The following is a 19,617-nucleotide window of genomic DNA, read 5'->3' as shown; positions in this document are numbered from 1 at the left end:
TTCAGTCCTCCACGGGTTTCGTCCAAGCCACCTGGACCAGCCCCGTCCCATGCCGCCGTGAGACCAGCACACCGCGTCCCGCGGGCTGAGGTCCCGGCTTCACCTCTCCGAGCAGCGCGCCCTCGTCCCGCGATCCGGACATCACGATCCCCGGCGACCCCAGCTCGCGAATCCTTTGCAGTACAGGCTCGAACAGTGAACGTCCGGCGCCGCCGCTGCCGCGCGCGACGATGAGGTGGAGCCCGATGTCCCTCGCCTGCGGCAGGAATTCCAGCAGCGGCTGCAAGGGGTTGCGGCCCACGGTCGCGACCATTTCGTAGTCGTCGACGAGCACGAACAGCTCCGGCCCCCGCCACCACGACCGGTTCCGCAACTGCTCAGGTGTGATATCCGAGCCGGGAAGCCGGTTTCGCATGGCCTGCTGGCATTGCTCGATCAGTCCGGTCAGCGCGCTTTCGGATCCGGCGTAGCCCAGCAGATGCGACTCCGGCACCGCGCCCAGCATTCCGCGGCGGTAATCGGCGACCACGATCGCCGCTTCCTCCGGCGAATACTTCGAAATGATGCCTTGCGCGATCGCGCGCAGGAGCGAACTCTTGCCGGACTCCACATCGCCGAAGGCCACGAAATGCGGTTCGGTGGCGAAGTCGAGGTACACCGGCCGCAGATTCGACTCCGCGATGCCCAGTGTGACCTGCTTGCGCGGCCCGGCTTCCAGCGAGTCCAGCGGGACCTCGGCGGGGAGCAGGCGCACGGCGGGTGCGGGACTTCCCTGCCAGGCCGCGGAGATCCGTCGAGTCAGATCGAGGCCACCGGCGCCGACCGTGTCGGGCCGCTGGTCCGAGTCGATGCGCGGGAGCGCCGCGAGGAAGTGCAGTTTGTCCGCGGTCAGCCCGCGGCCCGGCCGGTCCGCCGGGACGTTCTGCGCGATCTTGCGGTCGATCAGCGAGTCCGCCGGCTCGCCCAGCCGCAGTTCGAACTTGGTGCCGATGGCGTCGCGAAGCGGCGCCCGCATGCCCATCCACTGGTTGATCGAGACGACGACGTGGATCCCGAACCCGAGCCCGCGCGAGGCCAGGCTGGTGATCTGTTCCTCCAGCTGCTCGTATTCCTGGCGGATCGTGGTCCAGTTGTCGACGAACAGGAAGACGTCGCCGAATTCGCGGCCTTCGGTGCTCTCGCGGAACTCCGAACGCCGCTGGCGGAACGTCGTGATCGACTCGATCCCGTTGGCGGAGAAGAACTCCTCGCGCTGTTCGAGCAGGGTCGTCAGTTCCGCCACCACCCGGCGGCAACGCTGGGCGTCGCGCCGCGTCGCGTAGCCGGACACGTGGGGCAGCCCGGCGATCGGCGCCAGCGCGCCACCACCCATGTCCAGCACGAACAGCTGGACCTCTTCGGGGGTGTGGGTGAGCGCGAGCATCGCGGCGATGTCACGCATCAGCGTGCTCTTGCCGCTCTGCGGCGCCCCGACGATCAGCGCGTGCCCGGCGGCACCGGAGAAATCGGCCCACAGCATGTCGCGCCGCTGCTCGAAGGGCTTGTCCACCAGGGCGACCGGGATCATCAGCTTGCTGTTGCCGCCCCAGCCCAGCGGGCACAGCCCGCGTTCGGGATCTTCGCCGAGCGGCGGCAGCAGCTGGTCCAGTGTGGGCGGTTCGGCCAGCGGCGGCAGCCAGATCTGGTGCGCCTCCGGGCCTTTGCCTTCGATCCGCGAGATCATCGCGCCGATGATCGTCTCGCCGGTGCCCTTTTCGACCGGTTCCTCCGCCTCGACGGTCACCGGGATCTCGACCGGCGCCAGCGTGAACGGCATCAGGCCGAGGCTCCGGCCGTCCTTGCGCACGATCTTGCTGCGCGGCGGCAGTTCCCCCGAGACGTACGCGGCCTTGAGCCGGATGAGGGTGTCGTTGTCGGACTTCAGATACGCCGAGCCCGGCACGGGCGGGAGCTGGTAGGCGTCCGCGACGCCGAGCACCGCGCGGCTCTCCGACGCGGAGAACGTCCGCAGGCCGATCCGGTACGACAGATGCGAGTCCAGCCCGCGCAGCCGTCCCTCCTCCAGCCGCTGCGACGCCAGCAGCAGGTGGATCCCGAGACTCCGCCCCAGCCTGCCGATCGCGACGAACAGGTCGATGAACTCCGGCCGCGAGGACAGCAGCTCGCTGAATTCGTCGATGATCACCAGCAGAGACGGCAGCGGCCGCAGGTTGACGCCGGATTCCCTGGCCTTTTCGTAGTCCCGCACCGACGCGTAGTTCCCGGCCGCGTGCAGAAGCTCCTGACGCCGCAACAGTTCGCCGTTCAGCGCGTCCGCCATGCGGTCGACCAGCGCGAGATCGTCGGACAGGTTCGTGATGACGGCGCAGGTGTGCGGCAGCCCCGTCATGCCCGCGAAGGTCGCGCCACCCTTGAAGTCGATCAGGGCGAGGTTGAGCTTTTCCGACGAATGGGTGACGGCGAGCGCGGTGACCAGCGTCCGCAGCAGTTCGCTCTTGCCGGATCCGGTCGCGCCGATGACCAGCCCGTGCGGGCCCATCCCGCCTTCCGCCGATTCCTTGAGGTCGAGGTCGACAGGCCTGCCCTCGGGGTTGATGCCCAGCGGGATCCGCAGCCGGTCCCGCGCCGAACGCGGCGCCCAGGTGACCTCGGTGTCGGTGTCGCGCGGATCGCCGATGCCGAGCAGCCCGGCCAGCCCGAAGGTCGCCGACATCGGCGCTTCGCTGACCACGGCCGCCCCTTGGAACAGCGGCGTCAGCATCCGGGCCAGCGCTTCGGCGGCCCCGCGGTCCAAAGTATCCGGTGTGCCGAGGAAACCGAGCCGCTGCTCGGTGCCGTCGCCGACGACCATCCCGAGCTGCTCCGGGCTCGTGTGCAGGCTCAACAGCCGTTCGGACGACACCGACCGAGGCTGCTCCGTGCCCACATCCACCACAGTGACACCGAGCCTGCCCTCTTCGGCGATGAGCCGTGAGTCGGCGAGGGTGTGCCCGCCGTCCACGATCACGACGATATGCGGCAGGTCCAGCCGGGAATCCGGCCGCCGGGTGAACGCGGGCCGGTCGCCGAGGTCGGGGCCGAGAAGATCGGCGAGCTTCCCGGAGTCGGCGTCGACGAGCCGTCGCGGACCGGCGGCGTCGGCGGCGGTGGAGGCGACGTGCGGCAGCCACTTCGCCCATTCCCAATCGTGCAGCCGGTCGTTCTTGACGCAGAGCGCGATCCGCAGGTCGCCTGGCGAATGGAAGGTCGCGAGCTGGGTCAGCAGCGCCCGCGCTGTCCCGAGGGTGTCCGGGCGGCGGCCGGACAGGCTGACCTGCGCGAACGACCGCAGCGAGACCGCGACAGGGAGTCCGTCGACCGTCGAATAGGTCCGGATGAAGTGCTTGAGGTTCGTCGAGCACACCGGGTCGAGGTCCTCCAGCGGCACGGTCTGCGGCGCCTTCAACGGCGTCGCGAGCCGCTGTGGCCCCGTCCCGACGCGCACCTGCGCGAACTGCGAGTCGGACCGGCGGCGATCCCACAGCCTGCCCGTCTCGATGTACGCCCACAGATCCGCCGGGTCGGGCTGCAACGCCGCCATGGCCGCGCGCTGGCTGTCCGCGATTTCGCGGACCTGGCCACGCAATCCGGTGAGATACCGCTGGTAGTCCCGGCGCTCTTCGTTGATCTGCGCCTTCTTCGCCGCGCCGCCGCGTCCGAGCGACATCACCACCATGCCCACCATCGCGGTGAGGAACAACGCGCCGAAGATGTACGTCATCACCCCGCCGTCGCGTCCGATGTAGACGAACGACATGGCACCCATGCCCAGCATCATCGGCATGAACATCAACAGCTGCATGGCTCCGCCGGAGGAGCCCTTCGGCAGCATCGGCGGGGACTGCAGGACGATTTCACCGGGCTGCTCGCCCAGAGCCGGCAGGCGGTCGCGAGTGGCGCTCATCAGGGTCTTTCTGGCCGCTTGTGGGTAATCCTGCCGATCATTCTGGCCACTCGTGCCGCCCCCGCGGTGGGTACTTTTGCCGTCCGCCCACGTCTGGTGGCGAACTTACGCTGCTGGAACAGGCGCAGACGTGGGGGAACGAGAAAAGGAGAGCCATGGTCGGCACGGGCGAGTACCGGGCGGAGCCCGAGGCCATGCGCTCGGCGGTCGGGAACCTGGGCGGCATCATCATGCAGGGCATCAATGTCGTCGCCGACCTCGAACGCACCGTCCTCCAGCCGATGTCGTTCGCCACCTTCGGCAGCGCGGTGGCGGCGGCCAACACGGCGATGCAGAGCCAGCAGGTGGTCGCGGTCCGCACGCTCCTGCAACTGCTGCAGCAGATCAACGGCTTCATCAAGAGCAGCGCCGACGCCTACCAGGCCGCGGACGAGGCTGTCGCGGGCGGATACGGCGGCCGCCCCGGTGGCGGCGCCGGATCGACGTCGTCGATCTGGGGGAACTCGCACGCCTCCGAGCTGGCGACGCTGGCCATCAACGACAGCGCCGGTGGCAACGGCGAGCCGTCTTCGGTCGGGAACGTGCTGCGCTACCTGGGGGACGCGCGGCTGGGGCAGCTCGGCGACCACCCGATCACCGACACCCGGTTCCACGGTGTCTCGGACTTCAACGACTGGCTGGCCGGTGACGCCGACAACCAGGCGCGGGCCGGGGTCATCGAGGTCTACGCCGGTACGGCGCGAAACTTCGGCGACGTGCCAGGCGGGGTGCACAGCGGAGACGTCGTCGTGGTGGAACCGCTCCTGTTCTCCGACAGCAAGCCGATCATCGCCATCGCCGGAGAAGGCGGGCTGCTCTACAACCACGGAATCGTCGAAGCGGACATCAACGGCCTGGCGAAGGTCAGTGTCTACCGCCCGGCTTCCGTCTGACTTCCGGGAGGAGTGACATGCTGACTTACCCCAATTCCAGCGCGATGGACGCGACAGCGGGCTCGGGCGGGCCGATCACCATCTTGCCGCAGATCCTCACCGGGCAGCCGGAGCAGATCGCGAAGCACGTGCTCGAGGTGCTCAAGAAGGCCAACGAGTTCCTCACCATGTACAACGAGGTGACGAAGGCCGCCGAGCAGCTGAAGAAGATCTGGTCCGGTGGCGCGTCGGACTCGGCGATGAAGAAGATCACCGATTCCCTGAACTCGCTGACCAAGATCGTGCAGGTCGTGCAGAAGGGCGCGGAACTGCTCGGCATGGCCGGGACGTTGATCAAGACCGCCCAGACGGCCTACAAGGCGGTGGTCTCGGCGGTGAACCCGACGGTCGCGGGTCTGATGTCGAATCCGTGGACCTACGGCGCCGCCGTCGCGCTTTCCACCGCCACCAGTGCTTCGCTGCGCGCGTTCATCACCGCGATCGGCGCGCTGCTGAAGGCGCTCGGCGTGGTCGACCTCGCGAACCAGATCACCCAGATCGCCTCCATCATCGGCGAGGTCCAGAAACTGTTCGGGCACAACGACGCCGGGGACAACGGCGCGGCGGGTAACTCGGGGGTCGCCGGCACCCCGGTCACCAACCCGCAGGCGCCGGGATCGGTCGCCAGCGGTTCGGGACAGGCCGCGATCGGCGGTTCCGGTGGCGGCGCGGGAGGCGCTTCCGGTGGCGGGACCACGCCGGGCGAGACGCCCCCGTTCACCCAGTACCGGCCGCCCGCCCTGGGCGGCAACGGCTCCCAGGGGAACTGGCCGGGCGGTGCCGACTCGTGGATCCCGGTGGACAGACCCGCGGGCGGCGGCTCCGGTTCCGGCTCCAACGGCGGAGCGCTGCCGGGCGCGGGCGCGGGTGGCGGGAACACCGTCACCATCACCACCGACCTGAGCACCGGCAAGTCCAGCGTGCAGGCACCGGGCGGGCAGGACATCGATATCGACATCGACATGAACTACGGCGGGAAGCACTTCGAGCAGCACATCGACATTGACGTAGACAACGCTGTAGCTGACTCATCGACCAAGGGCAGGTAAACCGTGTCGGGGAGCGGTGTGGTCGACGCGTCGGGTGTCGTCAGCTCGATCCTGTCGAACTACCGGCGGCTCGTGGTCGAGTACCAGCGGCGGGTCACCGGTGATCCCTCGTCGCTGAGCGCGGCGGGGCAGCGGTGCGGCGAGCGGGCGTCGACGGTTTCGGGCAGGGCGGACGAGATCGGCAAGGCGGCGAAGGAGCTCAACGCGTCTTGGGAGGGCGACGCGTACACCGCGTTCGCGGCGTCCGCGGCTAAAACGAGCCAGGAGCTCGGTGAGCTCGGCGCGAAACTGAGCGACCAGTCGAACCGGCTGCGGGCGGGCGCGCAGGCCCTGCAGGGCGCGAAGTCCTGTGTGGACTCGATTCTCGCCCAGTTCGACCAGTACGCCGCGCAGCTCACCAGTCAGGCGCGGACGGCGAACGCGAACGCGGTCAACGCGTTCATCTCCGCCGCCCGCCAGCTCGGCGAGCGTGCCGCGCAGGCGGCGCGGGAGATCGCCGACGAGCTGAGCGAAGAACTCGCGCGGCTGTTCCCGCCGGAGGGCACCGGCCGGATCGAGCACGAACTCGGCAAATGGGGCCGTGGCCCGTTGTACTGGCTCAACGGTGACGCGCTCGACGGTCGCAAGCGCCCGCGCTCGCACCCTTCCTGGTTCGGCAATTCCGGCTGGAAGAAGCTCACCTGGGACGGTCTCGAAGGCACTCGCGCCCCGCGCGCCGGTGACACGCCGTTCGGCAGGCCGAAGCCGGACGGCTTGCGCGACAAGGCCTGGGGCAACACTGAGATCACCTACGCCAAGTGGAAGCAGGAGCAGGACGGCTTCACCCCGGGGTGGGACGCCAAGGTCTCCTCGCAGGGCTGGGACGTCAAGGCGTCCGGGCACGCCGAACTGGCCGCCTTCAAGGAAGAACTCGAAGGCAAGAAGGAATGGGGCGTCGCTTCGGGCAGCGCCAAGGGGACCGCGTTCGTCGGCGGCGAGGTGAACGGTTCGCTCCAGGCGGGGGCGCACGGTGTCGGCGTGCACGCCAACGCTTTCGTCGGGGGTAAGGTCGAAGGCGAGCTCGCGGCGGACGTGGCCGGAGTGGGCGTCGGCGCGAGCGGCACCCTCCAATACGGACTCGGCGCACAGCTCGACGGCCAGGCCGTTTACGACGCCGGGCACATCAAGGTCAATTTCAAGGCGGGTGTCGCCCTCGGCCTCGGTGCCGGGATCGGCGCGAAGATCGACATCGACCTGCCGAAGATCGCGGACACCGTCGGCGAGTACGGCGGCGTCGCCGTCGACGCGGTGAGCGGCGCGGCGGGCCAGGCGGCGGACGCCGTCGGCGAGGCGTGGGACGACGCGGTCTCCTACGTGGGCACGTGGTGACGGGGATGAGTGCGATGGCGACGCAGGACCGGGTTTCCCTCCCGCTCGGATTCGACATCCCCGACGGGTGGGTGCCCGTGGAGCCGTCGTCCGTCGGTGCCGAAGGCGCGGTCTTCGTGGCCGTGCGTTCCGGGACGCACGAGGACTTCACCCCGAACATCACCCTGAGCGTCGGGCAGCGACCCGATCCGGCGCAGATCACCGACATCGCCGACGAGGCCGTCGAACGTCTCGGCCGGTCGATGGCCGCGCTCGAAGTGGTGCGGCGCAAGGTGATCGGCACCGGGATCGCGCCGGGGGTGACGCAGGTGCTGCGCATCCGCACCGGCGAGGGGCAGGACCTCGTCCAGACGCAGGTGCAGCTGACCGTGCCGGGGGAGAGCCCGGCCGAGCGGCTGATCCTTGAGATCGCCTGCACCGCAACGCCCGAGGCGGCCCGAGGCCTCGGCGACGACTTCCGGCGGTTCGTGGGCAGCGTCCACGTCCGGCGGGATTTCACCGCAGATGAAGGAGAAGACTCGTGACCACCGACCCCTACGCCATGCCGGACATGGACGAGTTGCTGGACCAGGTCCGCAAGCAGACCGAAGAGGTGCAGCGCATCCAGCGTTCGGTCGAGGCGATGGAGGTCAAGGCGCACTCGCGGCAGAACGAGGTCACCGTCGTGCTGCGCGGTGACGGCCGGTTCACCTCGATCGACATCGACCCGCGCGCGCTGCGCCAGTACGACGCGCGCAACATCTCGGAGATCGTGCTGGAGGCGGTCAACAACGGGCTGCAGAAACTGGCCGAGGCCAGCAGCGCCAAGTTCGCCCCGGTCATCGAGTCCGCCAAGTCGATCGAAGCATGACGGCCGCGATCGCCGGCTCCACCCGGCGCGTCACGGTGGTGACACCGCGGGCGCGCGTCGACGTGGCGCTGCCGCAGCAGAGCACGTTCGCCGAGCTCGTCCCGCAGCTCGTGCGGCTCGCGGGCGCGTCGGGGCAGGCGTCGGCCGAGCATCCCGGCTGGGTGCTGTCCCGGCTCGGCGGCGCTCCGCTCGCGCTCGGGCTCACGGTCGCCGCGGCACAGGTGCGCGACGGTGAAGTCCTCCACCTGACCCCGCGGGAACGCCCGCGGGGTCCGTTGCTGTTCGACGACGTCGTCGATTCGATCGCCAGCGTCGCCGAGGCGGGCACCGGCCGGTGGGGGCCGTCGGTGGCGCGCAAGGCGGGCATCGTCGCGTCCGTGGTGCTGTTGCTCGCCGGTGGCCTGCTGGTGCAGGCGGCGGCGTCCGGCAGTGTGCTGGCGCCGATCGGGACCGGGCTGCTCGCGCTGGTACTGGTGCTGGGCGGCGGCGCGCTGAGCCGCGCGTACGGCGACGCGGAGGCCGGTGCGGCCGGCGCGCTCGCCGGTGTCGGCGCGGCACTGCTGGCCGGGATGTCGATCCTGTCGCCGCATCCGTTCTTCTCCCTGTCGGCCGGGCCGCTGGGCGCCGGGCTCGCCGTGGTGACCGTGTACGGCGTGATCGCGGCCGTTTCGGTGGCGGACCGGCTGCCGTGGTTCGTCGCGGTGACCGTGTCGGCCGGGCTCGGCGCGATCACCACCGCCATCGTCCTGCTGGCCGACGTCCGCCCGGTTTCGGCGGCCGCCGTGGTCGCCGTCGTGGCGACGGCGCTGGCCGCGGTCGCGCCGATGCTGGCGCTGCGACTCGGCAGGCTCCCGCTGCCCCGGGTGCCCGACGACATGGACGCGTTCCGCGCCGACGAGGACGCCTCGCTCGGCGAGGACATGATCGGTGGCACGACCTACGCGCAGGCGCTGCTGACCGGGCTGCTCGTCGCGCTCGGGCTCACCGTGGTTTCGGCTTCGGTGGTGCTGGCGTCTTCCGGCGGGGCTTGGGAAGCGGGCTTGTGCGCGCTGCTGGGACTGGCGCTGATGTTGCGTTCGCGCGCTTTCGCGGGCCGTTCGCAGCGGCTCGTGCTCATCGGTTTCGGTGCGGCTTCCCTGGCGTCGGCCGGGTTCTGGCTCGCCGTGGGCGGGCCGAGGTCGTTCGTTTTCGCCGCGGGCTGCGCTGTCGTCGTCGCGGCGGGCGTCTGTCTCACCTACGCGACGCGGGTCGCGAAGGGGCGCCGTTCTCCTTACTGGGCAAGGACTCTCGACATCGTCGAGTTCCTGGTGCTGCTCTCGCTGATCCCGTTCGTCGGCATGATCGCCGGGGTCTACGAGGCCGTCCGGGGCTGACCCCACCCTTTACGCAGTTAGTCCTCTGGATGCGGTACTTGCACGCGCAAGGATCGCATCCAGAGGACTTATTGAGGGGTAAGGCAAACGTGGCGCGCCGTTGAGGTGTGCGCCGAATGTGGCATTGGGGACGGTGAGTGCCCCTAATGCCACGTCGGGGCAGCTGGGGTTCGGTGACTCGACGTCGTGTCCTGAAGGGCCCCTTTAAGACGTTCAACGTCCTGAAGGGGCCCTTCAGGACATTCCGCGTCGCTGCTCAGGACGCCGGAACCCTTGCGGACGTGATGCGAAGGGAACCTTCCCTGCATGCGATGCGTGAAAGTCCCCTTCACCCCGACCGACAAGACACCTTTGCCTTTCGGCCCGATAACTGCGTTTACGTCCGTGAAGGATTCCTTCCCTACCCTCAGAGAGGAAAGGAATCCTTCACGGACAGTCCCCTCAGTCCTCCAGCGCCAGCGGCAGGGTGCGCCGCACCGCCGCCGCGTGCCGTCCGTGCAGCGGGGTCACCGCGATCCCGCCGGGCCGCACAGTCTCCGTTCCCGGCCGCCCGCCGACCCGGATGGTCACCTCGGACTTCTCCCGTCCGCCGGGGGACCGGTACAGCGTGTACGAAGTCGCGGTGAACGCCGAGCCGGGTACGTGAAGATCCAGTGTCCGCGCGAGATCCCGCTCCGACCGGGGCCGGTAGCAGACCTGCGACGCACCACCCCAGTCCCAGGAACGCCAGCCGGCCACCGGCGCGTCCTGGCCACTGCCGAGCGCGACGCGGAGTTCTTCCGCCACCTCACCGGCTTCCAGCACCGTGCTCTCGAAGCCGGCCTCGGCCAGTTCGCCCATCAGCGCCAGCGCCGCACAGGCGGTACTCCGCAGCGCGCCGAGTTCGCCGCCGCCGCGGGCGAGCGCCGCGATCGGCGCGTCCTCGGGCCGGTACCGGACGGTGAGCCAGCGGACCCGCAGCAGGGACTGTCCATTGGGGACTGTCCAGGTCAGCAGTTGCGCGCTGGACAAAGGAATCCCGGGTTTCGCGTACGCATCTCGCAAGATGCCGGCCAGCTTGTCCGGCCCGGGCTGCATGGCGCCGGGAGTGAGCCGCACGATGGCGCTCCAGCCGTCACCGACCTCGGCGACGCCGAAGCGGTTGCCCGCGCGGTCGACGTGCTGACGCACCCGGACTGGACCGGCGAGCCGGTGCAAGGGATCGGGGACCTCGTGCTTGTCGCGGCGCTTCAGCCGGTAGCCGGCCCAAGTGAGCAGCCAGCCAGCCGCGTGGCGTCCGGCGAAGCGGACCGACGTCGTCAGTACGAGGACGCCGCCGCCGGCGGCGATGCTGATCCGCGCGGCCTGCGGGATCCCGTCGAGGGTGAAGGCCAGCAGGATCGCGATCCCGGCGATCTCCCAGAGCGCCGCCTGCAGCGGGCGGATCGGCAGCAGCCAGGGCAGCGGCGCCGCGCCCGCGACGCCGTGAGCGGGCGTCTGTTCCGGGGCCTGGCGGGGCGTCCCCACCGCCGGGGCTTCAACCGACAAGGAATTCCCCTCCTCCGTGCACGCGCCCGACGTTAGCCGCGCCCCACACGGGGGAGGGGCGTAAAAAATACCCTCACCGCGCGGTGACGCCGGAACTTAACGTGAGCACCCTCGAACTGAGGTGGGCACGAACGGCGGGGGACGGGAGCGTGTGGACGCAGCGGGACCAGATTCAGGCCTACCAATTCCTCCGCAGGAGACTGGTTTCGGCACTGGTCTCGGCTGACGCCAATCACCCGGTCGCCCCGAGCCGCAGGCTGGTCATCGGAACCCTGTGCGGCCTCGGTGTGGCACTGCTCGTCACCGCCGTTTTCGGCGTGATCGGCCTGCTGAACCCCTCCGGCGGCAAGGACTGGCTGGCGGGCGGCAAGGTGATCGTCGAGGAGGGCACCGGCGCGCGCTACATCCTCGGGCAGGACGGCGCGCTGCACCCCGTGCTCAACTACGCCTCCGCGCGGCTGATGGCGGGCGGCAACGGCGAAGCCACCGTGACCGTCCCTTCGGACAAGCTCGCGAAGGCGCCGCGCGGTGCGCAGATCGGCATCCCCGGCGCCCCCGACTCGCTGCCCGCGGCGACCGCGCTGGTGAACACCCCGTGGACGAGTTGCTCGCGGACGACCCAGGACGCGCCCGCGTCGGCCGAACCGGAGACGACGGTGCTCCTCGGCGCACCCGCCGCCGGGGTCGACCTGCCGAAGGACCAGGCCGTCGTGGTCCGCGTCCCCGAGGGCGAGCGGTATCTCGTGACCGCGGGACGCCGCTACAAGCTCACCGCGGAGGCCGCCACGGCTCTGCAGTTCGACACCTATCCGGCGATCGCGGTGTCCTCCCGGTGGATCGGCACCGTCGCCGCCGGACGCGATCTGGCCTACCGCGCGGTCGACGACGCCGGGCGGCCCGGCCCGAAGGTGGGCGGCACCGCGACGAAGGTCGGTTCGGTGCTCGGCGTCATCGACGCGATGGCGTCGCCCAAGGACGCGACGTCGTACTACCTCGTCCGCGCCGAAGGGCTCGAACCGATCGGCCAGACCGAGGCGAGCCTGCTGATCAACACCCCGCAGAACGCGGACGCCTACACCGGCGTCCCGGCCCCCGTCGCGGTCCGCGCGGCCGACGTCGCCGCGGTGCCGAAGGTCGGCACGGCGAGGGCGGGCGGGGCCGATCCCGCGGAGTATCCGGACCGGATCCCGCGAAAAGCGCCCGTTACCGGACAGTCCGTGACGTTATGCGCGCAGGGTTCTCGAATCGTTATCTCCGCACAGGTCCCGTTGCCGCAAGGTGCGAAGGCGATCCCGGTGACGGCGCGCACGGACGCGTTGGTCGCCGACGCGGTTTTCGTGCCTCCGTCGGGGGGCGCGGTGGTGGCGGAATCCGGTTCCGGCACGGTCTACGTCGTGACCGACACGGGCCTGAAGTACCCGGTGGCGAGCACTGAGGCACTCGCTTCCCTCGGATACGGCCAAGCCGACCGGCAACCGGTTCCGAATGGATTGCTGGCACTGGTTCCGCGCGGTCCCGCGCTGGATCCGGCGCAGGCGGGCCGTGCGGTGTCCGCGGCAGGTGGGACGGGGTGAGCGGGAACGTGCAGATGACTGAAGACAGGCCGGAGACCGACCGGGTCGACGTCGCGGTGATCGAAGACCATCCGTTGTACCGGCACGCCGTGGTCCGGGTCCTCGCCGAGGCCGAGGGGATCGAACTGGGCGCCGTGGTCGATTCGGTCGCCCGGTTCCACGTCCACCCGCAGCCGCCCGGCAGCGTGGTGCTGCTCGACCTCGGCCTGCCGGGGATCGCCGGGGCGGCGGCCGTGCTGCAGGTGTGCGAACTGGGCCATCACGTGCTCGTGGTGTCCGCGCAGGCGGAGCCCGAACAGGTGCTCGGCGCGATCGCCGCCGGCGCGAAGGGATTCCTGTCCAAGGACGTCGACGTCGACGAACTGCTGATCGCGATCAGGACGGTCGCGCAGGGACGGGCCTACGTCTCCGCGGTGGTGGCCGGAATGATCATCAAGGACAACGCCGACCGTCCCGTGCGGACTCCCGACGTCGCGCTCTCCGCGCGGGAGAAACAGGTCCTGCGGTTGGTCGCGGCGGGCGAACGCGACGTCGACATCGCCCGCATCCTGGGGATCGGGGTCCGGACTGTCCGCGGCTATCTGGACCGGATCCGTGACAAACTCGGAGAGAGAAGGCGGGCCGGTCTGGTCCGCAAGGCCATCCAGCTCGGGCTCGCGTCTCCTCCGGAGGTGCCCGGCCCGTCTCGGCCGGTCGCGCCCCGCGACGACGCGGGCGGATTCGAAGGACGCCGGTGAACGCAGACGAGCAGCAGCCGAAACGCACCACGCCGATCAACGTCGGGGTGATCGAGGATCATCCGCTGTACCGGGACGCCGTCGCGCGCGTCCTCACCGAAGCGCCCGACATCGAGCTGGGCGCCGTCGCCGATTCCGTCGCGCGGTTCGCCGTCCAGGAGCAGCCTCCGGGCAGTGTCGTCGTCCTCGACCTCAAGCTGCGCGGCGTCCAGGATGCCGCGGCGGTGCTCGAAGTGGGGCAGATGGGGCACAAGGTGCTCGTGGTGTCCGCGCACGCCGAGCAGCCCGAAGTTCTGGGCGCCATGCAGGCCGGGGCGAAGGGCTTCCTCTCCAAGGACGTCGACGGCGACGAACTCCTGCGCGCCATCCGCACCATCGCCGACGACAACGCGTACGTGTCGCCGACGCTGGCCGGAATGATCATCCAGGACAGCGAAGATCGCCACGCCGGCCCCAAGATCGTGCTGTCCGAACGGGAGAAACAGGTTCTGCGCCTGGTCGCGGCCGGCGAACGGGACATCGACGTGGCGGAGATCCTGAACATCAGCGTGCGGACGGTGCGGTCCTATCTCGACCGGATCCGGGACAAGACCGGGGAACGGCGGCGGGCCGGGTTCGTGCGCGTGGCGATCCGCGAGGGCCTGCTGCGCTAGGACCGCGGTCCCGAGAAGTTCACCCTCAGCGTGTAGACCGAACTGGACGCGGTGATGAACAGGTCGTTCCGTCGCGGCCCGCCGAAGGTCAGGTTCGAACAGACCTCCGGCACGCGCAGCTTCCCGATCCGCGTGCCGTCGGGCGCGAAGCAGTGCAGGCCGTCGTGCGCGGCCGCCCAGACCCGCCCGGCGGCGTCCAGCCGTACCCCGTCGAAAACACCGGCGTCGCAGGTCGCGAAGATCGCGCCGCCGGAGAGCCGTCCCTGCTCCGCCGAGAAAACCCTGATGTGGCTGGGATTCTGTCGCGTGTCCACGATGTAGAGCAGTGATTCGTCCAGTGAGAACGCGAGCCCGTTCGGCCGGGAGAAGTCGTCCGCGACGATCCGCACGGAGCCGTCCACCGGGTCGGCGCGGTAGACGTGGCAGGCGCCGATCTCGCTGTCCGCCTGATGGCCTTCGTAGTCGCTGTCGATCCCGTAACTGGGGTCGGTGAACCAGATCGCGCCGTCCGAACTCTCCACGACGTCGTTGGGACTGTTGAACTTTTTGCCCTGGTAGGTCTCCGCGAGCACCGTGGTCGTGCCGTCGTGTTCGGTGCGGGTCACCCGGCGGCCGCCCTGTTCGCAGCTGACGAGCCTGCCCTGGCGATCGACGGTGTGCCCGTTGTGGAAGCCGGCGGGCTCGCGGAACACGCCGACCGCGTCCGTCGTCTCGTCCCACCGCAGGACGCGGTCGTTCGGGATGTCGCTGAAGACCAGGTACCGGCCGGCGGGGAAGTAGGCGGGCCCCTCGGTCCACCGGCAGCCGGTGTGGAGGCGCCGCATCCACTCGTCCCCGTTGACGCGGGCGAACCGTTCGTCGAGGACCTCGAAGTGTGCCTTGACCTTGTCCATGAAAACCCCAGAACTCAGAATGAGATATTGCAATCATCATGAACTGCTGAACTTGATATGGTCAACCCATGGATGAGGTGGATCGCATACTGCTCACCGAGTTGCAGCAGGACGCGACTCAGGCGTATGCCGCGCTCGGCAAGGCGGTCGGACTGTCCGCGGGCGCCGCGCACGAGCGGGTGCGCAAGCTGCGCGAACAGGGCGTCATCCGGCGCACGACCGTTGATGTCGACCCGGCGGCGGTCGGTCGCGGGGTGATGGCGTTCGTGCTGGTCGAGGCCGGTTCCTGGATGGGCGACTCGCCGACCAAGGCCGCGCTGGAGGCGTTGCCGGAGGTCGTGGAGGCGCACATCATCGCGGGCCCGGCCTCGCTCCTGGTGAAGGTGCGCACGCCGACCACCGAGGAGCTCCAAGCGTCGCTACGCAGGCTGTACGCCATCGAGGGCGTCACAGGGACGCAGACGATCGTGGTGCTCGAATCCTTCTTCGAGCGGTCTGTGGACGCTAAAGGCGACGGTTCGCCAGTGCCCCCGTCGCCGCCCGCGCCTTCTCGCTGACGGCGGGATCCACCTCGACGACCACCAGCTCCGGACCGGCGCCCAGCTGCGTGTGGACGCGTCCGAAGCCGTCGGACACCGTCGAGTAGCCGATCCCGGTCGGCGCCTTCGGGTTCACCGGGGTCGACGTCGTGGCCGGATCGGCCTGCCCACAGCCGAGGACCCAGCAGCCGGAATCGAGCGCGCGGGCGCGCACCAGGACCTCCCACTGCTCGCGTTTGCCCTCGCCCGCGCCCCAGGACGTCGGCACGAGGACGATGTCGGCGCCGTCGTCGGCCAGCTTCCGGAACAGTTCGGGGAAGCGGAGGTCGTAACAGGTCGCGACGCCGAAGGTGACGCCGTCGACCTCGAAGGTGACCGGCGCCGTCCCCGGCGCGACCGTGTCGGATTCGGCGAACCCGAACGCGTCGTAGAGGTGGATCTTGTCGTAGCCGAAGTGCTGCCCGGCGCCGGTGACGAGCACCGTGTTGCTCACGCGCCCGTCGGGCGACGGCGTGAACATGCCCGTGACGACCACGACGCCGTGTTCTTCGGCGATGGACGCCACAGTGGACGCCCAGGGGCCGTTCAGAGGTTGCGCGAGGGGTTTCAGCGGGATGCCGAAACGCGCCATGGTCGCCTCGGGGAAGACCACGATCCGCGCGCCGTCGGCCGCCGCGGCCGCCACGCCTTCGCGAATCAGCTTCAGGTTCGTTTCGGGATCCTCGGCGGTCGTGAGCTGGCACAACCCGATTCGCGGCACGACGGCCTCCCTCATCGTGGGATCGCTGGTCACCACCCCAGTGTGCCTGCTCGGGGCGATCGGGCCACCTCGTACCCTTGACTCATGCTGAACCGTACCGACCTGCGTGGACAGGTCCCGTCCGTTGCCGAACTCAGGAGCACGCTCCCGCGTGCCGAGTACGACGTGGACGCGGCGCTGCATCACGTCCGGCCGGTGGTCGAGGCGGTCCGCGATCGCGGCGTCGAAGCGGTTCTCGAATACACCGAGAAGTTCGACAAGGTCCGTCCCGCCGGCGTCCGGGTGGCCGCCGCGGAGCTCACCAGCGCGCTCGAAAACCTGGACCCTGCTGTCCGCGAGGCGCTGGAGGAGTCCATCGTCCGCGCCCGGAAGGTCCACGGTGACCAGCGCCGCCAGGACGTCACGACCGAGGTCGTCGACGGCGGCACCGTCACCGAGCGCTGGATCCCGGTCGAGCGCGTCGGGCTGTACGCGCCGGGCGGGCTCGCGGTGTACCCCTCGACCGTGGTGATGAACGTCGTCCCCGCGCAGATCGCCGGCGTCGGCACGCTCGTGCTGTGTTCGCCGCCGCAGGCCGCGTTCGGCGGGCTCCCGCACCCGACGATCCTGGCCGCCGCCGAACTGCTCGGCGTCGGCGAGGTCTGGGCCGTCGGCGGCGCGCAGGCCGTCGCGCTGCTCGCGTACGGCGGCACCGACACCGACGGCGCGACGCTGGAGCCGGTCGACATCGTCACCGGGCCCGGCAACATCTACCTCACCGCGGCCAAGCGGCTGCTGCGCGGCATCATCGGCATCGACTCCGAGGCGGGCCCGACCGAGATCGCGATCCTCGCCGACGAGACCGCCGACCCGGTGCACGTCGCCGCCGACCTGATCAGCCAGGCCGAGCACGACCCACTCGCCGCGAGCGTGCTGGTGACCACGTCCGAGGAACTCGCGGACGCCGTCGACAAGGAACTCACCGGTCGCGTCGCCGCGACCAAGCACTCCGAGCGGGTGACGGAGGCCTTGGGCGGCAAACAGTCCGGCGTCATCCTGGTATCAGGAGTGGACGACGGCCTCCGTGTTGTCGACGCGTACGCCGCGGAACACCTGGAGATCCAGACCGCGGACGCGCGGGCGGTGGCGGCCCGCGTGCGCAACGCGGGCGCGATCTTCGTTGGGGCATACGCGCCGGTCTCGCTCGGCGACTACTGCGCCGGGTCGAACCACGTCCTGCCCACCGGCGGGTTCGCGCGGCACTCGTCCGGGCTTTCGGTGCAGAGCTTCCTCAAGGGCGTGCACGTCGTCGACTACAGCGAGGACGCGCTGCGCGAGATCGCCGGCCGCGTCGTCGCGCTGGCGAACGCCGAGGACCTGCCCGCGCACGGCGAGGCCATCACGGCGCGGTTCGAGGGGGAGCGGGCATGAGCATCGGCGAGGAGATCACGCTCGACGCGCTCCCGCTGCGGGAGGACCTGCGGGGCAAGACCCCGTACGGCGCCCCGCAACTGGACGTGCCGATCCGGCTCAACACCAACGAAAACCCTTACCCGCCGCCGGACGCGCTGGTGGCCGACGTCGCCGAGGCCGTCCGCGCCGAGGCGGCTTCGCTGCACCGTTACCCGGATCGCGACGCCGTCGCGTTGCGGCAGGACCTCGCGGACTACCTCGCGGTGTCCACCGGCGTGCTGGTGTCGGAGTCGAACGTGTGGGCCGCCAACGGGTCCAACGAGATCCTGCAGCAGATCCTGCAGGCCTTCGGCGGCCCCGGCCGGTCGGCGCTGGGCTTCGAGCCGTCGTACTCGATGCACCCGATCATCTCGGCGGGCACCCGCACCGACTGGCTGCCGGTGCCGCGCCGCGACGATTTCAGTCTCGACACCGAGAAGGCGGCCGCGCTGGTGCGCGAACGCCGTCCGGACATCGTCTTCGTGACCAGCCCGAACAACCCGACCGGCGGGTCGATCCCGTTCGGTGAGCTGCGCGGGGTGCTCGATGCGGCGCCGGGCATCGTGGTGGTCGACGAGGCGTACGCGGAGTTCTCGTCGCAGCCGAGCGCCGTCGAACTGCTCGAGGAGTACCCGGCGAAGCTGATCGTGTCGCGCACGATGAGCAAGGCGTTCGCGTTCGCCGGTGGACGGCTCGGGTACCTCGCGGCCGCGCCCGCGATCGTCGACGCGCTCCAGCTGGTGCGGCTGCCGTACCACCTCTCGAAGCTCACGCAGGCCGCCGCACGGGCCGCGCTGCGGCACGCGGACGCCACACTCGCCTCGGTCGCCAAACTCGCGGCCGAACGCGACAGGGTGGTGGAAGCGTTGCTGGGCTTGGGATTCACGCCGGTCCCGAGCGACGCGAACTTCGTCCTCTTCGGACGGTTCGCGGACGCGCCCGCGACCTGGCGGTCCTATTTGGACAACGGTGTGCTGATCAGGGACGTCGGCATCGAAGGACACCTGCGGGTGACCATCGGGACGCCGGAAGAGAACGACGCCTTTCTCGAGGCCAGCAAGGAGGTGCCGCGATGAGTCGCGTCGGCAAGGTGGATCGCACCACCAGGGAATCGTCCATTTCGGTCCAGCTCGACCTGGACGGCACGGGGCAGGTGGAGATCGACACCGGTGTCCCGTTCTACGACCACATGCTCACCGCGTTCGGCGTGCACGGCTCGCTCGACCTCAAGGTGCAGGCGACCGGTGACGTGCACATCGACGCGCACCACACCGTCGAAGACACCGCGATCGTGCTGGGCCAGGCGCTGCGGCAGGCGCTCGGCGACAAGAGCGGCATCCGCCGGTTCGGCGACGCGTGGATCCCGATGGACGAAACCCTCGCGCACGCCGCGATCGACGTCTCCGGGCGCCCGTACTGCGTGCACCTGGGCGAGCCGGAACAGTTCAACAGCTTCACCATCGGCGGGAACTACCCGTTCGTCCTGACGCGGCACGTGTTCGACTCGCTGTCGTTCCACGCCCAGATCGCGCTGCACGTGCGGGTGCTGCACGGCCGGGACCCGCACCACATCGCGGAAGCGGAGTACAAGGCCGTCGCGCGCGCTTTGCGTGCCGCCACCGAGCCGGACCCGCGGGCGGGCGGCATCCCGTCCACGAAGGGTGTCCTCTGACCCCGCGTTTAGTCCTCTGGATGCGGTACTTGCACGCGCAAGGACCGCATCCAGAGGACGAATTGCGTGGGGTCGCACCCGGCGAGGTCGGGTGGCCGCGAGTGTGGCAGCCTGGCGGGCATGAGTAACACGACCATCGCCGTGCTGTTGTTCGCGCTCGGCGGCTTCCTGATCGGCGGCGTCTACGCGACCTGGAAGAGCGTCAAGTTCATGGCCGTCGTCCTGGGGATCGGCGCGGTGCTTGCGGTCGGCGGCGCCATCGCCTGGCTGTCCTGAC

At 69.9% G+C, this 19,617-nt stretch carries 18 protein-coding genes; 14 read left to right on the top strand and 4 right to left on the bottom strand.

Translation table 11 applies throughout. The features are described from left to right. Nucleotide 1: 1 nt before the first annotated feature. On the bottom strand, nt 2-3,943 hold the full coding sequence (eccCa, locus tag ACFOSH_RS41175) for a type VII secretion protein EccCa (RefSeq protein WP_378246732.1): 3,942 nt from the start codon (nt 3,941-3,943) through the stop codon (nt 2-4). 155 nt (nt 3,944-4,098) lie between these two features. Between eccCa and ACFOSH_RS41170 the strand changes: the two genes are divergently transcribed. Genes ACFOSH_RS41170 through eccD form a run of 6 tightly spaced genes read left to right on the top strand, consistent with a single transcriptional unit; the run spans nt 4,099 to nt 9,554 of the window. Beyond that, nucleotides 4,099-4,875 carry a WXG100 family type VII secretion target gene (locus ACFOSH_RS41170; RefSeq protein WP_378246730.1) on the top strand — a complete coding sequence of 259 codons (777 nt, stop codon included), beginning with the start codon at nt 4,099-4,101 and terminating at the stop codon, nt 4,873-4,875. Between the two features lie 17 nt (nt 4,876-4,892). After that, nucleotides 4,893-5,963, top strand: coding sequence for a hypothetical protein (locus tag ACFOSH_RS41165; protein ID WP_378246728.1), 1,071 nt, complete (start codon nt 4,893-4,895; stop codon nt 5,961-5,963). An 18-nt stretch (nt 5,964-5,981) separates the two neighbouring features. Further along, entirely contained in the window at nt 5,982-7,331 is a 1,350-nt protein-coding gene (locus ACFOSH_RS41160; RefSeq protein WP_378246726.1) for a WXG100 family type VII secretion target, read from the top strand. Nucleotides 7,332-7,345: 14 nt separating this feature from the next. After that, nucleotides 7,346-7,855: a hypothetical protein gene (locus ACFOSH_RS41155; protein WP_378246724.1), complete on the top strand. Its 510-nt coding sequence runs from the start codon at nt 7,346-7,348 to the stop codon at nt 7,853-7,855. Continuing rightward, nucleotides 7,852-8,181: a YbaB/EbfC family nucleoid-associated protein gene (locus ACFOSH_RS41150; RefSeq protein ID WP_005155307.1), complete on the top strand. Its 330-nt coding sequence runs from the start codon at nt 7,852-7,854 to the stop codon at nt 8,179-8,181. The genes ACFOSH_RS41155 and ACFOSH_RS41150 overlap by 4 nt, the downstream gene beginning before the upstream one ends. Beyond that, on the top strand, nt 8,178-9,554 hold the full coding sequence (gene eccD, locus ACFOSH_RS41145; protein WP_378246721.1) for a type VII secretion integral membrane protein EccD: 1,377 nt from the start codon (nt 8,178-8,180) through the stop codon (nt 9,552-9,554). The genes ACFOSH_RS41150 and eccD overlap by 4 nt, the downstream gene beginning before the upstream one ends. Nucleotides 9,555-9,995: 441 nt before the next feature. On the opposite strand, the gene ACFOSH_RS41140 is transcribed toward eccD, so the two are convergent. After that, nucleotides 9,996-11,081 (bottom strand): type VII secretion protein EccE, encoded by a 1,086-nt coding sequence (locus ACFOSH_RS41140; RefSeq protein ID WP_378246719.1) that lies wholly within the window; start codon nt 11,079-11,081, stop codon nt 9,996-9,998. A gap of 101 nt (nt 11,082-11,182) precedes the next feature. Between ACFOSH_RS41140 and eccB the strand changes: the two genes are divergently transcribed. The 3 genes from eccB to ACFOSH_RS41125 are packed head-to-tail and all read left to right on the top strand — an operon-like array spanning nt 11,183 to nt 14,045. Next, on the top strand, nt 11,183-12,655 hold the full coding sequence (gene eccB / locus ACFOSH_RS41135) for a type VII secretion protein EccB (RefSeq protein ID WP_449224212.1): 1,473 nt from the start codon (nt 11,183-11,185) through the stop codon (nt 12,653-12,655). Between the two features lie 14 nt (nt 12,656-12,669). Further along, nucleotides 12,670-13,392 carry a response regulator transcription factor gene (locus ACFOSH_RS41130; RefSeq protein ID WP_378246717.1) on the top strand — a complete coding sequence of 241 codons (723 nt, stop codon included), beginning with the start codon at nt 12,670-12,672 and terminating at the stop codon, nt 13,390-13,392. Then, a complete protein-coding gene (locus tag ACFOSH_RS41125) occupies nt 13,389-14,045 on the top strand; it encodes a response regulator (protein ID WP_378246715.1) in 657 nt (218 codons plus the stop codon). Before ACFOSH_RS41130 ends, ACFOSH_RS41125 begins: the two co-directional genes overlap by 4 nt. On the opposite strand, the gene ACFOSH_RS41120 is transcribed toward ACFOSH_RS41125, so the two are convergent. After that, a complete protein-coding gene (locus ACFOSH_RS41120; protein WP_378246713.1) occupies nt 14,042-14,938 on the bottom strand; it encodes an SMP-30/gluconolactonase/LRE family protein in 897 nt (298 codons plus the stop codon). The two genes, ACFOSH_RS41125 and ACFOSH_RS41120, sit on opposite strands and share 4 nt — an antisense overlap. Before the next feature lie 68 nt (nt 14,939-15,006). On the opposite strand from ACFOSH_RS41120, the gene ACFOSH_RS41115 reads away from it, so the two are divergent. Continuing rightward, nucleotides 15,007-15,495, top strand: coding sequence for an Lrp/AsnC family transcriptional regulator (locus tag ACFOSH_RS41115; protein WP_378246711.1), 489 nt, complete (start codon nt 15,007-15,009; stop codon nt 15,493-15,495). On the opposite strand, the gene ACFOSH_RS41110 is transcribed toward ACFOSH_RS41115, so the two are convergent. Next, nucleotides 15,443-16,237, bottom strand: coding sequence for a carbon-nitrogen hydrolase family protein (locus ACFOSH_RS41110; protein ID WP_378246898.1), 795 nt, complete (start codon nt 16,235-16,237; stop codon nt 15,443-15,445). The genes ACFOSH_RS41115 and ACFOSH_RS41110 overlap by 53 nt on opposite strands. An 84-nt stretch (nt 16,238-16,321) precedes the next feature. Here ACFOSH_RS41110 and hisD point away from each other — a divergent pair, with 84 nt between their 5' ends. From hisD to ACFOSH_RS41090, 4 genes are all read left to right on the top strand, one after another. Further along, on the top strand, nt 16,322-17,647 hold the full coding sequence (hisD, locus tag ACFOSH_RS41105; protein ID WP_378246709.1) for a histidinol dehydrogenase: 1,326 nt from the start codon (nt 16,322-16,324) through the stop codon (nt 17,645-17,647). Continuing rightward, complete coding sequence (locus ACFOSH_RS41100; RefSeq protein WP_378246707.1) at nt 17,644-18,744, top strand: histidinol-phosphate transaminase; 1,101 nt, start codon at nt 17,644-17,646, stop codon at nt 18,742-18,744. The genes hisD and ACFOSH_RS41100 overlap by 4 nt, the downstream gene beginning before the upstream one ends. Then, nucleotides 18,741-19,340 carry an imidazoleglycerol-phosphate dehydratase HisB gene (gene hisB / locus ACFOSH_RS41095; RefSeq protein WP_005155296.1) on the top strand — a complete coding sequence of 200 codons (600 nt, stop codon included), beginning with the start codon at nt 18,741-18,743 and terminating at the stop codon, nt 19,338-19,340. The genes ACFOSH_RS41100 and hisB overlap by 4 nt, the downstream gene beginning before the upstream one ends. 120 nt (nt 19,341-19,460) lie before the next feature. Beyond that, complete coding sequence (locus ACFOSH_RS41090) at nt 19,461-19,616, top strand: hypothetical protein (RefSeq protein ID WP_378246705.1); 156 nt, start codon at nt 19,461-19,463, stop codon at nt 19,614-19,616. The last annotated feature ends 1 nt before the right edge of the window (nt 19,617 follow it).

It is taken from the genome of Amycolatopsis speibonae, assembly GCF_042647925.1.
GTDB classification, from domain to species: domain Bacteria; phylum Actinomycetota; class Actinomycetes; order Mycobacteriales; family Pseudonocardiaceae; genus Amycolatopsis; species Amycolatopsis speibonae.
Note: the sequence above shows the minus strand (reverse complement) of the source record. Positions and strands in the feature narration are given on the sequence as shown.

Bases quoted from the DNA above. Each gene is read 5' to 3' on its own strand.
- hisD (WP_378246709.1), top strand. From the start codon at position 16,322: ATGCTGAACCGTACCGACCTGCGTGGACAGGTCCCGTCCGTTGCCGAA.
- ACFOSH_RS41115 (WP_378246711.1), top strand. From the start codon at position 15,007: ATGGATGAGGTGGATCGCATACTGCTCACCGAGTTGCAGCAGGACGCG.
- ACFOSH_RS41155 (WP_378246724.1), top strand. From the start codon at position 7,346: ATGGCGACGCAGGACCGGGTTTCCCTCCCGCTCGGATTCGACATCCCC.
- ACFOSH_RS41130 (WP_378246717.1), top strand. From the start codon at position 12,670: ATGACTGAAGACAGGCCGGAGACCGACCGGGTCGACGTCGCGGTGATC.
- ACFOSH_RS41100 (WP_378246707.1), top strand. From the start codon at position 17,644: ATGAGCATCGGCGAGGAGATCACGCTCGACGCGCTCCCGCTGCGGGAG.
- hisB (WP_005155296.1), top strand. From the start codon at position 18,741: ATGAGTCGCGTCGGCAAGGTGGATCGCACCACCAGGGAATCGTCCATT.
- ACFOSH_RS41120 (WP_378246713.1), bottom strand. From the start codon at position 14,938: ATGGACAAGGTCAAGGCACACTTCGAGGTCCTCGACGAACGGTTCGCC.
- ACFOSH_RS41165 (WP_378246728.1), top strand. From the start codon at position 4,893: ATGCTGACTTACCCCAATTCCAGCGCGATGGACGCGACAGCGGGCTCG.
- eccD (WP_378246721.1), top strand. From the start codon at position 8,178: ATGACGGCCGCGATCGCCGGCTCCACCCGGCGCGTCACGGTGGTGACA.
- ACFOSH_RS41090 (WP_378246705.1), top strand. From the start codon at position 19,461: ATGAGTAACACGACCATCGCCGTGCTGTTGTTCGCGCTCGGCGGCTTC.
- eccCa (WP_378246732.1), bottom strand. From the start codon at position 3,943: ATGAGCGCCACTCGCGACCGCCTGCCGGCTCTGGGCGAGCAGCCCGGT.
- ACFOSH_RS41170 (WP_378246730.1), top strand. From the start codon at position 4,099: ATGGTCGGCACGGGCGAGTACCGGGCGGAGCCCGAGGCCATGCGCTCG.